This is a genomic window from Flavobacterium zubiriense (assembly GCF_041729725.1).
GTDB classification, from domain to species: Bacteria; Bacteroidota; Bacteroidia; order Flavobacteriales; family Flavobacteriaceae; genus Flavobacterium; species Flavobacterium zubiriense.
Window position 1 is genome coordinate 158,212 of the sequence record NZ_JBCFQL010000004.1, and the last position, 13,202, is coordinate 171,413.

A 13,202-nucleotide genomic window follows, 5' to 3' on the forward strand; every position below is an offset into this window, starting at 1 on the left:
ATTCCTTATTTTGACTATTTAAATATAAAAAGAACATTTCATCTATTATTAAACTGTTTACAAACATTACAGTAATCATTTATAAATAATATATATTTTGGAATAAAATTCTGAAAAAAAGAATATATTTGGAATCAATAAAGTCTGATAATTATTCAGACCTATCTACCCAAAATTAGGTTGATTTATGTGATTTGTAATATATAAAATAGTTATAATTAATTTATAAATGGACAAAATATTAGACAGAGTATTTAATTTTTTTGAAAACAAATCCATCCATTTTGGTTTAAGGACTTCTATATTTATCATTTCAATTTCTGTTCTAACTACTTGTGATTACTATTTTAACTTTTCTTACGACTATCATCTGAATAATAAAATGGAAAAATTAGAATCCATTGATAATATAAAGAAAATATATAAAACTGACTCTTTAAAACTTGTCGAACTGACTGAATTAGAAAATCGAATTTTTAAAAGAACACACTATTCTGACCGATTGCGGAATTTAGATTTAAGCCAACTCAATATTTTTAAAAAATCAGATAAAACCGAAATTAAAAGCCCGATTAACAAAAACGAAAATACAGCTATAAAAAAGCCTATTCGCTCATTGTTTTGGATGGTTTTGACATCTAATTATTTCTTTATTATTTTAATTATTGGCTTAATGATTATGCCTTTTACTGGTTCTGTTCACAGAGAATTAAAAAATATTTTAGGTGCTATTGCTGCAATAATTATAGTTATCGGAATTATATATGTAATTACTTGGATTGCTTATAAGATCCCTTTGCTATGGAATAGACCATATTTGAATTATATACTTAATTTATTAATTCACTCACCTTTCATTTATTTGATATTTTGGTGGAATAAAGCAGAGAAAAACTAATACCAACATAGGTCTTGCATAATTTCCAAATTAGTGGAATTACCGTTCCCTCTCAGCTTGGACGAGCGTCGCACTCGTGTCTCAATAAAAATCCCGATAGCGCGGAAATGTTTTCCGTGCCCGTAACAGTAAGCAACATCAAACACTTTAACCATTTCTAAAAATGAAAATAAAAGTAACCGACGAAATTAACCAAGAATCTCACGACAGAGTTATCCAATTGCTTGTTGAATATAATTTAAGTAAAACACAGGAGTTTAAAAACGAAATTAACAAACCGATTGAAATAATTGCCAGAAATGAACTGGATGAAATTATTGGTGGACTCTATGGACGTTCCATTTGGGGAACTTTGGAAGTAAAAACTCTTGTTGTCAAACTTGAAAACAGAAACCAAGGAATTGGACGAAAATTAATTACAGAAGCAGAAAAAGAAGCTAAAAATCGGAATTGTCGGTTTATAAGTTTGGACACTTTTTCATTCCAAGCACCCGGATTTTATGAAAAACTAGGCTTTGAAAAAATTGGAACCGAAACTGACTTTCCAAAAGGTTTTGAGAAATATTATTATCGAAAAAAAATATAGATAAAAGAAGGTTAGCACAGAAATGTTTTCCGTGCCCGCAACAGTGAGCAACTTTGTCGAGTTACTAAATGAGATTGCTTCGTTCCTCGCAATGACAAGATTGCGGAAGTAGATTATGTACACAAAATAATCGTTTACAATTTCTCTCTAACCAATTCTAAAACCAAATTAAACTGTTCCTCACGATTTAAATTAGAATTATCAATCTCTATAGCATCATCAGCTATTACTAATGGAGAATTGCTTCTGTGTGTATCGATATAATCACGTTCTTCTACGTTTTTAAATACTTCTTCAAAAGTAACCGTATCGCCTTTTTGAATCAACTCATCATAACGTCTTTGAGCACGTGTTTGCGAAGATGCCGTCATGAATATTTTAAGTTCGGCATCTGGAAAAACAACGGTTCCTATATCTCTTCCATCCATCACAATGCCTTTGTTTTTGCCCATTTCTTGTTGTTGCTCGACTAGTTTCGTTCGAACTTCAGTAATTTCAGCCACTTTGCTCACAAAACTAGAAACTTCGATGGTTCTGATTTGCTTCTCCACATTTTCATCATTTAAATACATTTCGGCAAAACCCAAATCAGGATTAAATTGAAATTGCAAACGAATACTTGGCAAACTATTTATTAATGATTCTTTGTTAAAAGAATCAGCATTTATATAACCGTGTTGCATCGAAAAAAAAGCAATGGCTCGGTACATGGCTCCTGTATCGACATATACATAACCTAATTTTTTAGCTAGTTGTTTAGCCAAAGTACTTTTCCCCGTAGAAGAATATCCATCAATTGCAATTGTAATCTTTTTATCCAAAATGAATGTATTGAAAATTAGTAATCAAATAAAAAAGCAATAAAAGTACATTTTTTTAAGCTTAGCTTACAAAGATTTTGTGGATATAAATTTCGAATAAAAAAAACGGCTATTGAAATTCAATAGCCGCCTAAAACTCAAATATTTTTAGAATTATTTATCTTTTGTAAATGGAATTGTTCTTCCATCTCCTATAATCATATCAAATCCTGTTTTGTCTTTATTGTATTTGAATTTCAAACCAGCACGTTTAGATTCAAACTCATCTTTTCCAACAGCATCAACAGAGAACTCAGGATAATCGGTAATTTCTACATTCAGCAAAGTATTTTTTTCTGAAACAACAATCTTAATTGGCATTCTCGCATTCGAAAATGTACCCAAATAAGGATCATAAATCATATCTTCTTCAACCACTCCTTTACCAGCTGTCCAAACATTATTTGCCGAATTAATATCTGGGAAAACACGATCTGGATCAAGAGTAATACTTTCTATTTCTTCTGTCGAATTATGTTCAAAAGTCCATACAACATTTTTCTGCCATACTTCTACCGGTAATTTTACACGGTTTACTTTACCGCTTTTTGTTTTAACATCCAAAACTACTGGCATCGGCATTTTTTCAAAATTCTCTATGGTGATTAAAACCCCTTTTTTAGGATCATTTTTAATGTATTTTATTGAATTGATACCTTGATCAAAACGCCAATTGTATTGAAACCAACCTCTCCAAAACCAAGCTAAATCTTCTCCTCCAACATTCTCCATCGTTCTAAAAAAATCATCTGGCTGTGGATGTTTAAATGCCCAACGCTCTACATAGGTTTTTAAAGCCAAATCAAAACGTTCTGGCCCTAGAACCTGCTCGCGCAAAATAACCAATCCCGCACTTGGTTTAGAATAACACAAATCGCCAATATGCGCTTCTTTCATATTGTCTGGCGAACTCATAATGGGTTCTAATTCTGAACTGGTATAAGCAGTACCCCTTTCGTGCATATCTACTTTTTCATCCTTGTATTCTCCATTATTAAAATCAATATCACTCAATGAATTGATAAAAGTATTAAAACCTTCATCCATCCAGCCAAATAAGCGTTCGTTAGAACCTACAATCATAGGAAACCAGTTGTGCCCAAACTCATGATCTGTAACACCCCAAAGTCTTTTTCCTTTAGACTTCCAATTGCAAAAAACAATGCCAGGATATTCCATTCCACCTTCATTTCCAGCAACATTTGTGGCTACTGGATACGTGTATTCCATCCATCTTTTAGAATAATTTTCTATCGAATATTTTACATATTCTGTAGAACGACCCCATGCCTCATTACCAGCGCTTTCTTCAGGATAAGCCGATAATGCTAATGATTTTTTTCCGCTTGGCAAGTTGATTTGAGCACCATCTAAAATAAAAGCTGGCGAAGAAGCCCAAGAAACATCACGTGCATTAATCATTTTATAACGCCATGTTTTAGTAGCAGTAGTTACCAAATTTTTAGCAGCCAACACATCGTCCAATGAATGAATTACAACAGTATTATCACTGTTCTTAGCTTCATTAAATCGTTTAAATTCTTCAGTAGAATACACTTCTTTTGGATTCATTAATTCACCAGAACATACCACTACATGATTTGATGGAGCAGTGATTGCAATTTCAAAATCTCCGTATTCCAAATAAAACTCAGAAGCTCCTAAATAAGGATTTACATTCCAACCTCTTACATCATCATACACACACATACGAGGATACCACTGTGCAATAGTGAAAATTTTCCCGTTTTTAGTTTCTAAAACTCCAGTTCTATCTGAACCTTCATTAGGACATATATAGGAGTATTCAATCTTAAACTCGATTTTCCCACCTTTGGATTTTAATTCTTCTGGAAGAAAAAGCTGCATTCGAGTATCACTTACAAGAAACTTTGCTTCAACATCATTAATTTTCTTATTATCGATTTTGATTATTTTAACCGATTTGATTTTGTATCCACCATCAAAAATTTGTCCACGAGCACCATTTCTACTTCCTGTAATGGGTACAATTGCCTCACCTCTAGAATCTGATTTAAATAAATTTTGTTCTAAATTCAGCCATAAAAAAGACATGGCATCAGTACTATTATTAGTATAAGTAATAATATCAGTACCCGTAATCTCATTAGTTTGTTCGTTTAAACTGACCGTTAATTTATAATCAGCACGGTTTTGCCAATATTCAGCTCCTGGCTGACCACTTGCCGAACGGGTTGCTGTACCATTTTGAGTATAAAAAAATGGTGCAAAAGCATCGTGATAATCGTAATTAGTTTTTAGAACTGATGTTTCCTGAGCCTGCAAAGACAATGCTCCGAATAATATTGCTATCTGAAAAATAGCTCCGAATCGAATGTTTTTCATGTTTTTTCCAATTTGAAACAAATTAATAAAAAAAATTACAGATTACTTTAATATAATTTAATGTTTAATTAAAATTTATGAAATATATTTATACTTTTAATTTCATACTTAACAAACTGCATCTTGATATCAATACTTTCTAACAAACAGATAACTGCAAAAATCAAACACCAAGGAGCCGAATTATGCTCATTGCTAGCAAACGACACTCAAAAAGAATACATCTGGGAAGGAAATCCGGAATATTGGGGAAAACATTCGCCTGTTTTATTTCCAATTGTAGGAACACTTAAAAACAATTCTTTTCAAATAGATAATACTTCTTATCAATTAGCCCGACATGGTTTTGCTAGAGATATGAATTTCGAACTCATTGATAAAACCGAAAATAGCGTTACTTTTTCAATTCAATCTTCAGTTGAGACATTAAAAATATATCCTTTTGAATTTGAATTACAAATAATTTATGCTCTGGAAGGTAAAAAACTAAACATTGCATACAACGTCATCAATAAAAATCAATCGCAATTGCCTTTCTCTATTGGTGCGCATCCTGCTTTTGCTTTAAATGGAAATTTTGAAGATTACGAATTACAATTCGAAAAAGACGAAACTTTAGTTTATCATTTATTAGAAAACGATTTGATTTCAAAAAAAACTAAAAGAGTCGAAAAACAAGACAACTTAGTCCCGTTAAATTATCCATTATTCGAAAATGATGCTTTGATTTTTAAAAGTTTAGAATCAGAAAGTCTAAACATTTTAAAAAATGGAATTCCTTTACTAAAAATTGATTTTCAAGGTTTCCCACATTTAGGGATTTGGACTAAAAAAGACGCACCTTTTCTTTGTATCGAACCTTGGTATGGATACTCTGATACTGATGAATCAACGGGGAATCTTTTTGAAAAAGAAGGAATCCAAATTATTGAAGCTAATTCAATTTTTAATTCAATTTTTTCAGTAGCCATTTTTTAACCCATTTTTTTTAACGATTGAATATACAATTCTTCGACTTTTTTTCTGGCCCAATCGGTTTTTCTTAAAAAAGTCAGACTTGATTTTATACTTGGATTTTCAGTAAAACACTTAATTTTTATTAATTCGCCCAAAGTATCGAATCCATAAAAATCAACTAATTTTTCCAGTATTGCTTTTAAAGTCACTCCGTGAAGCGGATCGTTTGAAATTTGTTTTTCCATAAAGCAAATTTATATCAATTTCATTAAAAAATTGTGGAATTTTAGTAATTGTTCCTACATTTGCAATCCTATGCTAAAAACTGTCAACATACTTAATAAAAGAGCTCGATTTGATTATGAAATAATCGAAAAATTTACTGCTGGAATTGTTTTAGCGGGAACTGAAATCAAATCCATCCGATTAGGAAAAGCTAATATCACCGAAAGTTTTTGTGAATTTACTGGCACTGAACTATTTGCCATTAACACCTACATAGAAGAATATGCTTTTGGAAACCAATTCAATCACAAATCCAGAAGCGAAAGAAAATTGCTTTTAAACAAACGAGAATTAAAAAATCTAGCCCGAAGTGTACAAGCCAAAGGTTTAACTATTATTCCTTTGCGATTGTTTACCAATGAAAAAGGAATGGCTAAACTAGAAATTGGTCTTTGCAAGGGTAAGAAAAATTACGATAAACGCGAATCTTTGAAAGAACAAGATACAAAACGAGATTTGGACCGCATCAAAAAAGCTTATAATTAAAATATTCGCATTTTTTTTAGCCACGAATTACACGAAATAACGCAAATTTGAAATATTAAAATTGGATTACACGAATTATAGAATAGTTTTAAAATTCGTGCAATTAGAACAGATTGAACTTCGTGTAAATTTGTGAAATCCGTGTTTACCTTTTTTAATTTTTATCTTCTAATAAAGGAACAAATCGGAATTCACCTAATTCATGTTTTTCAAACTGTGTTTCGTTTTTTCGAATCAACAACGTCATTACCTGTACATCTTCTCCTAACGGAATTACTAATCTTCCTCCTATTTTTAACTGAGCCATCAATGGTTTTGGAATAATTGGAGCACCCGCAGTAACAATAATACTATCAAAAGGACCATAGGTTGGTAAACCTTTATAACCATCGCCAAAAGTAAGATGTTTGGGTCTAATTCCTAATTTTGGTAACAAAGCTGACGTTTGTTTAAACAACTCATTTTGTCTCTCAATACTGTACACTTTAGCGCCCATCAAACACAAAACTGCTGTTTGATAGCCAGAACCTGTACCAATTTCAAGAACTTTATGATCTTTTTTTATTTCCAATAACTGAGATTGAAACGCCACGGTGTAAGGCTGCGAAATAGTTTGCCCTGCACCTATAGGAAATGCTTTGTCCTGATACGCATAATCTTCAAAACTAGAGTTCAAAAAAAGGTGTCTTGGGATTTTTTTTATCGCATCAAGCACCTTCAAATCAGTAATTCCTTTTTGTTGTAAAGTGCTTACTAATTGATTGCGAAGTCCTTGATGTTTTGCTGTATCTTTCAATGTTGGGGAATTAATTTTTGGTAAAAATAGCAGTAAAAAATCCAAAAAGCAATATCCAAAATCCAAATCAATTATTCTATTATTTTAATTTGAATTTCCTATTTTTGTTAAAAATACATTATCATGCTAAAAGTAGGAGTTTTAGGTGCTGGTCATCTAGGTAAAATTCATTTGCGTTTATTACAACAATCTGAAAAATATGAGTTAGTTGGTTTTTATGATGAAAATCAGGAATACGCCGAAAAAATATCAAAAGAATTTGGATACACAAACTTCAATACTATTGCTAAATTAATTCATGCTGTAGACGTAATCGATATTGTAACTCCTACCCTTTCACACTACAAATGTGCTAGAACTGCCATCAAATCAGGGAAACACGTTTTTATCGAAAAACCCATTTCAAATACCATTGAAGAAGCCGAAGAAATTATCGCTTTAGCTAACGAATACAATGTTAAAGGTCAGGTAGGACACGTAGAGCGTTTTAATCCTGCCTTCATTGCAACTAAAAATATGGTCGAAAATCCGATGTTTATAGAAACACATCGTTTGGCCGAATTCAATCCGCGTGGTACAGATGTTCCCGTAGTTTTGGATTTAATGATTCACGATATTGATGTTATTCTAAGTGTTGTTAATTCGAAAGTAAAAAACATTAGCGCCAGCGGAATTTCTGTTATTAGTGACACTCCAGATATTGCCAATGCCCGAATCGAATTTGAAAATGGTTGTGTTGCCAATCTAACAGCAAGCCGTATTTCGATGAAAAACATGCGCAAAACGCGTTTCTTTCAAAAAGACGCTTATATCTCAGTTGACTTTTTAGAAAAAAAATGTGAAGTGGTCAAAATGAAAGATGCTCCCGAAGTTCCCGGAGATTTTGATATGATTTTACAAAATGCCGAAGGTGTAAAAAAGCAAATCTATTTTTCGAATCCTGAAGTGCAACAAAACAACGCCATATTAGACGAATTAGAAACTTTTGCTGATGCCATTGTTAATAATACAACTCCAATTGTGACGCTAGATCAGGCCACCGAGGCACTTAGAGTGGCACACCAAATTATAGCTTGTTTCAAGAAATAATTCAAAAATAAAAAGATAAGTTAGCCACGAATTCACGAATTAATTGATGAATTCGTGGCTAAAATTATAAATATCAATCTTTTACAAAATGAAAATAGTAGCAATAATAGGCGCAGGAACTATGGGTAACGGAATTGCTCATACTTTTGCCCAAAATGGTTTTACCGTAAAATTGATTGATGTTTCTGAAGATGTTTTGGAAAAAGGAATGACCACTATTTTTACCAATTTGGATAGGATGCAAAACAAAGGAAGCATTACTGCCGAAGATAAAATGAAAACCATTTCGAACATTATTTGTTACACAGATATTGAAGACGGTGTCGTTGGTGCTGATTTAGTTATTGAAGCTGCAACTGAAAATCTGGATTTAAAACTTAGAATTTTCAAAAAGCTGAACGAATTTTGTTCCCACAACACCATTTTTGCTACTAATACTTCTTCTATTTCTATTACTCAAATTGCAGCTGTAGTGGCGCATCCAGAACGAGTAATTGGTATGCACTTTATGAATCCTGTTCCCATAATGCCACTAGTAGAAGTCATTCGTGGTTACAACACCAGTGATGAAGTAAACCAATTTGTTATGACACTAGCATCCAAATTAGGAAAAACTGCTGTTGAAGCTCATGATTATCCTGGTTTTGTTGCCAATAGAATTTTGATGCCCATGATTAACGAAGCCATCGAAACCTTATACAACAAAGTAGCTGGAGTGAGCGAAATTGATACTGTAATGAAATTAGGAATGGGGCATCCGATGGGACCTTTACAATTAGCTGATTTTATTGGGCTTGATGTTTGTTTATCCATATTAAATGTGATGTATGATGGTTTTAAAAATCCAAAATACGCTCCTTGTCCACTTTTAGTCAATATGGTCAATGCTAAAAAATTAGGTGTAAAATCAGGAGAAGGATTTTATGATTACAGCGAAAGTAAAAAAGCAGAAAAAGTTTCGAAACAATTCCAATAGAATTAAAAAAACATAACAATGTCAATTGCAGAAAATGTACTGTCGATAAAAAACAATTTGCCTGAACAAGTAACTCTGGTAGCGGTTTCTAAAACCAAACCTGTTGCTGATTTGATGGAAGCTTATAATGCGGGTCAACGAATTTTTGGGGAAAACAAAATTCAGGAAATGACTGAAAAATGGGCGCAAATGCCCAAAGACATTCAATGGCACATGATTGGTCACGTTCAAACCAATAAAGTCAAATTTATGGCAGAATACGTGAGTTTGATTCACGGTGTGGATAGTTTAAAATTATTGCAAGAAATCAACAAACAAGCTCAAAAACACCGCCGTGTAATTTATTGTTTACTACAAATTCACATTGCTGAGGAAGAAACTAAATTTGGTTTGGATGAAAAAGAGCTAAATGAGATTTTTGATTTTGTTGAGAACGAAAAAGAAGGAATGAAAAACATCCGAATTGTGGGTTTGATGGGAATGGCTACTTTTACAGATAATCAAGATCAAATCAAAAAAGAATTTACCCATTTGAAATCTATTTTTGATTCAAAACAAAATCTGAAATCTGAAATCTGCAATCTGAAATCCCTGTCCATGGGAATGTCGGGCGATTATAAATTAGCTATTGAATCTGGAAGCACGATGATTCGTGTAGGAAGCAGTATCTTTGGAGGAAGAAATTGATTTTTCATTATAGAATAAACGATTTATAATTTCAGATTAAAATCTGCAAACTGTTAACTGTAAACTGAATACTTATTTTGTACGCAATATTAGACATAGAAACTACTGGAGGACAATTCAACGAAGAGGGCATTACCGAAATTGCTATTTATAAGTTTGACGGTCATCAAATTGTGGATCAGTTTATCAGTTTAGTAAATCCCGAAATTCCTATTCAGCCTTTTGTGGTAAAATTAACAGGGATAAATAATGCTATGTTGCATTCGGCACCTAAATTCTACGAAGTAGCCAAGCGGATTATCGAAATCACGACTGATTGTGTTTTAGTTGCTCATAATGCTTCATTTGATTATCGAATTTTACGAACCGAATTTCGCCGTTTAGGATACGATTTCAACACAAAAACCCTTTGTACAGTTGAACTATCTAAGAAATTATTGCCTGAACAAACTTCGCATAGTTTAGGGAAATTAGTTCGCGCTCTGGGTATTCCAATGGCCGATAGACATCGTGCCAGTGGTGACGCTATGGCTACGGTAAAATTATTCAAAATGCTACTCGAAAAAGACCTTGAAAAATCAATTGTGAAAGATTTTATCAAAATCGAGGTAGAAAAAGGCATTGCGCCTAAACTGCTGGATATTTTAAGGGATTTACCCTCCCAAACTGGAGTTTATTACATTCATAATAAAAATGGGGATATTCTTTATATTGGTAAGAGCAATAACATTAAAAAAAGAATCAATCAACATTTTACAGGCATAACCAAAAAGAGTAAACGCATCCAAAATGAAGTTTATACAGTTACTTTTGATGAAACTGGAAGTGAACTTATTGCATTATTAAAAGAAAGTCAGGAAATAAAAGTCAATAAACCTATTCTGAATAGAGCCCAACGCAAAAATATTTTTATATATGCACTCTACTTAGAAAAAGATTCAAACGGTTATTTTAATTTAAAGTTACAAAAAACAGACGGTCGTAAAAAAGAAATTACCGCTTTTGCTTCGTTACAAGAAGGAAAAAGTTTTCTGTTCAGCATAACCGAAAAACACCAGTTATGCCAAAAATTAAATGGGTTATACGAAACCAAAAAAGAATGTTTTCAGTACAATATAAAAGAATGTAATGGAGCCTGCATTGGTATAGAATCTACTGAAATTTACAATGCTCGTGTAGAAAATTTTATTAGCAATCATACATTTGAAAACAAAAGCATGATTATCATTAGCAGAGGCAGAAACATAAATGAAAGAAGTGCTGTTTTAATTGAAAATGGTATTTACAAAGGCTATGCTTTTTATGATTTGAATTACCAAATTACTAATGTTAACATCCTGAAAAACATTCTTATCCCGATGGAAAGCAATAGAGATATACAACGAATTATCCACGCATACATTAGAAAAAATAAAGCTTTAAAATTAATTCATTTTTAAATTTTCAACAAATGGAGTTTTCCTCAATGTATTCTAAGTTTAGAAAAAAAGTCTATATAATCATTTACCATACAAATACCAGAGCGGGACGGTTATTTGATTTAATACTATTGGGAGTTATTCTGGTAAGTGTACTTCTGGTAATGCTGGAAACCGTTGCTGAGTTTGATTTAAAATACCATACGTACTTAATTACACTCGAATGGATTATAACCGTATTTTTCACTATCGAATATTTACTTCGAATTCTATGTATAAACAAACCCATTCGGTATATTTTTAGTTTTTATGGCATTATTGATTTATTGGCTATTTTACCTATGTATGCCTCACTTTTTCTTACAGGTTATAATATATTAACTGTTATAAGAGCCTTGCGTTTATTGCGTTTATTCAAAATTTTAAACAATCCACAATTTACTAGCCATTCTTATAAACTAAAACAAGCACTTATTGCAAGCCGTGGAAAAATAGTTGTTTTTATCTATTTTGTACTTATTAGTACCATAATTATTGGTTCAATAATGTACCTAGTAGAAGGGAAAGAAAATGGTTTTACTAGTATCCCAATTAGCATTTATTGGACTATAGTTACACTTACCACTGTAGGTTATGGTGATATTTCTCCACAAACACCTTTAGGTCAATTTATTGCTTCCTTTGTAATGGTTTTAGGTTATGGTATCATTGCCGTACCTACAGGAATTGTGTCGGCTGAAATAAGCAAATTCAACCAGAATAAAATGACGCATCATCAAAATCCTTGCGTAAATTGCGACAATACCGATTATCCTGTTAATGCAAAATTTTGTCCTCAATGCGGACATTCGTTCGAAAACAATTAAAATGAAACACCTAATTACTATAATTGGTCCCACAGCTATCGGAAAAACAGCTTTGAGTATTCAGTTAGCCAATCATTATAAATGCGAAATTGTTTCTTGTGATAGCCGTCAGTTTTTCAAGGAAATGACTATTGGAACTGCTGTACCTAATCCAAAAGAATTGGCTGCAGCAAAACATCATTTTATCCAAAACAAATCTATTTTTGAAAATTATACCGTAGGTGATTTCGAAAAAGAAGCCATTGCAACCATTGAAGAGTTGTTCAAAACCAATGATTATGTAGTTTTAGTTGGCGGTTCAGGTTTATATGTCAATGCTATTTTACAAGGTTTTGATACTTTCCCCGAAATAGATTCGGCTGTACGCCAAGAAATCAACGCTAAATATGAAAAGCTAGGAATTGGTTATTTGCAAGGAGAGCTAAAAAAACAAGATCCTGATTATTTCGAAAAAATCAATATCGAAAATCCGCAAACTTTACTCAATCCGCAACGTATGATGCGATTTGTAGAAGTTTGTATTGGAACTTCAAAACCATATTCTTCTTTTTTAAACCAAACAAAAAACGAAAGAAACTTCACTCCTATTCTCATTGGGCTTGAAGCCGAAAGAAATGTAATGTACAATCGCATCAATCAGCGTGTTGATATCATGTTGACTGAAGGTTTGCTGCAAGAAGCCAAGAGTTTGTATCCAAATAAGGAGTTAAATGCACTACAAACCGTTGGTTACCGTGAATTGTTTAGTTATTTTGAAAAAGAATTTTCTTTAGAATTTGCCATAGAAGAAATTAAGAAAAATACGCGTCGTTTTGCAAAACGTCAACTTACATGGTTCAAACGAGATGAAAACACCAAATGGTTTCATTTTGAAACACCAACTCATCAAATAGTTGATTATATTAATTTAAATAAAAAAATCTAAAATCGT

14 protein-coding genes are annotated in these 13,202 nt (G+C 32.3%); 10 read left to right on the forward strand and 4 right to left on the reverse strand.

The annotated features are described in order from the left end of the window. The first annotated feature begins 382 nt into the window (after positions 1-382). Positions 383-898, forward strand: a complete 516-nt coding sequence (locus AAGV28_RS05025; protein WP_373405733.1) for a hypothetical protein — start codon at positions 383-385, stop codon at positions 896-898. 163 nt (positions 899-1,061) lie between these two features. Next, positions 1,062-1,484 carry a GNAT family N-acetyltransferase gene (locus AAGV28_RS05030; RefSeq protein WP_373405734.1) on the forward strand — a complete coding sequence of 141 codons (423 nt, stop codon included), beginning with the start codon at positions 1,062-1,064 and terminating at the stop codon, positions 1,482-1,484. Positions 1,485-1,618: 134 nt separating this feature from the next. Here the strand turns inward: AAGV28_RS05030 and cmk are convergent, their stop codons facing one another. Both cmk and AAGV28_RS05040 read right to left on the reverse strand, forming a co-directional pair. Further along, the gene (cmk, locus tag AAGV28_RS05035; protein WP_373405735.1) at positions 1,619-2,305 is read right to left on the reverse strand and encodes a (d)CMP kinase; all 687 of its coding nucleotides are present in this window, start codon (positions 2,303-2,305) and stop codon (positions 1,619-1,621) included. Between the two features lie 153 nt (positions 2,306-2,458). Then, entirely contained in the window at positions 2,459-4,711 is a 2,253-nt protein-coding gene (locus AAGV28_RS05040) for a M1 family metallopeptidase (RefSeq protein ID WP_373405736.1), read from the reverse strand. 123 nt (positions 4,712-4,834) lie between these two features. Between AAGV28_RS05040 and AAGV28_RS05045 the strand changes: the two genes are divergently transcribed. Then, on the forward strand, positions 4,835-5,689 hold the full coding sequence (locus tag AAGV28_RS05045) for an aldose 1-epimerase family protein (RefSeq protein WP_373405737.1): 855 nt from the start codon (positions 4,835-4,837) through the stop codon (positions 5,687-5,689). On the opposite strand, the gene AAGV28_RS05050 is transcribed toward AAGV28_RS05045, so the two are convergent. After that, entirely contained in the window at positions 5,686-5,913 is a 228-nt protein-coding gene (locus AAGV28_RS05050) for a VF530 family protein (RefSeq protein ID WP_373405738.1), read from the reverse strand. The genes AAGV28_RS05045 and AAGV28_RS05050 overlap by 4 nt on opposite strands. 70 nt (positions 5,914-5,983) lie before the next feature. Between AAGV28_RS05050 and smpB the strand changes: the two genes are divergently transcribed. Then, positions 5,984-6,439 (forward strand): SsrA-binding protein SmpB, encoded by a 456-nt coding sequence (smpB, locus tag AAGV28_RS05055; protein ID WP_373405739.1) that lies wholly within the window; start codon positions 5,984-5,986, stop codon positions 6,437-6,439. A gap of 154 nt (positions 6,440-6,593) precedes the next feature. Here smpB and AAGV28_RS05060 read toward each other — a convergent pair whose 3' ends face one another. Then, positions 6,594-7,235, reverse strand: coding sequence for a protein-L-isoaspartate(D-aspartate) O-methyltransferase (locus AAGV28_RS05060; protein WP_373393144.1), 642 nt, complete (start codon positions 7,233-7,235; stop codon positions 6,594-6,596). Positions 7,236-7,358: 123 nt separating this feature from the next. Between AAGV28_RS05060 and AAGV28_RS05065 the strand changes: the two genes are divergently transcribed. The 6 genes from AAGV28_RS05065 to miaA all read left to right on the forward strand — a co-directional run bounded on the left by AAGV28_RS05065 (position 7,359) and on the right by miaA (position 13,196). Continuing rightward, the gene (locus tag AAGV28_RS05065; RefSeq protein ID WP_373405740.1) at positions 7,359-8,324 is read left to right on the forward strand and encodes a Gfo/Idh/MocA family protein; all 966 of its coding nucleotides are present in this window, start codon (positions 7,359-7,361) and stop codon (positions 8,322-8,324) included. Between the two features lie 88 nt (positions 8,325-8,412). Further along, the gene (locus AAGV28_RS05070; RefSeq protein WP_373405741.1) at positions 8,413-9,300 is read left to right on the forward strand and encodes a 3-hydroxyacyl-CoA dehydrogenase family protein; all 888 of its coding nucleotides are present in this window, start codon (positions 8,413-8,415) and stop codon (positions 9,298-9,300) included. An 18-nt stretch (positions 9,301-9,318) separates the two neighbouring features. Next, complete coding sequence (locus tag AAGV28_RS05075) at positions 9,319-9,987, forward strand: YggS family pyridoxal phosphate-dependent enzyme (protein WP_373405742.1); 669 nt, start codon at positions 9,319-9,321, stop codon at positions 9,985-9,987. A 77-nt stretch (positions 9,988-10,064) separates the two neighbouring features. Continuing rightward, positions 10,065-11,426, forward strand: a complete 1,362-nt coding sequence (locus tag AAGV28_RS05080; RefSeq protein ID WP_373405743.1) for an exonuclease domain-containing protein — start codon at positions 10,065-10,067, stop codon at positions 11,424-11,426. 11 nt (positions 11,427-11,437) lie between these two features. Next, entirely contained in the window at positions 11,438-12,271 is an 834-nt protein-coding gene (locus AAGV28_RS05085) for an ion transporter (protein WP_373405744.1), read from the forward strand. Between the two features lies 1 nt (position 12,272). Continuing rightward, positions 12,273-13,196 (forward strand): tRNA (adenosine(37)-N6)-dimethylallyltransferase MiaA, encoded by a 924-nt coding sequence (miaA, locus tag AAGV28_RS05090; protein ID WP_373405745.1) that lies wholly within the window; start codon positions 12,273-12,275, stop codon positions 13,194-13,196. The last annotated feature ends 6 nt before the right edge of the window (positions 13,197-13,202 follow it).

Bases quoted from the DNA above. Each gene is read 5' to 3' on its own strand.
- AAGV28_RS05025 (WP_373405733.1), top strand. From the start codon at position 383: ATGGAAAAATTAGAATCCATTGATAATATAAAGAAAATATATAAAACT.
- AAGV28_RS05030 (WP_373405734.1), top strand. From the start codon at position 1,062: ATGAAAATAAAAGTAACCGACGAAATTAACCAAGAATCTCACGACAGA.
- AAGV28_RS05040 (WP_373405736.1), bottom strand. From the start codon at position 4,711: ATGAAAAACATTCGATTCGGAGCTATTTTTCAGATAGCAATATTATTC.
- AAGV28_RS05050 (WP_373405738.1), bottom strand. From the start codon at position 5,913: ATGGAAAAACAAATTTCAAACGATCCGCTTCACGGAGTGACTTTAAAA.
- smpB (WP_373405739.1), top strand. From the start codon at position 5,984: ATGCTAAAAACTGTCAACATACTTAATAAAAGAGCTCGATTTGATTAT.
- AAGV28_RS05065 (WP_373405740.1), top strand. From the start codon at position 7,359: ATGCTAAAAGTAGGAGTTTTAGGTGCTGGTCATCTAGGTAAAATTCAT.
- AAGV28_RS05070 (WP_373405741.1), top strand. From the start codon at position 8,413: ATGAAAATAGTAGCAATAATAGGCGCAGGAACTATGGGTAACGGAATT.
- AAGV28_RS05075 (WP_373405742.1), top strand. From the start codon at position 9,319: ATGTCAATTGCAGAAAATGTACTGTCGATAAAAAACAATTTGCCTGAA.
- AAGV28_RS05085 (WP_373405744.1), top strand. From the start codon at position 11,438: ATGGAGTTTTCCTCAATGTATTCTAAGTTTAGAAAAAAAGTCTATATA.
- miaA (WP_373405745.1), top strand. From the start codon at position 12,273: ATGAAACACCTAATTACTATAATTGGTCCCACAGCTATCGGAAAAACA.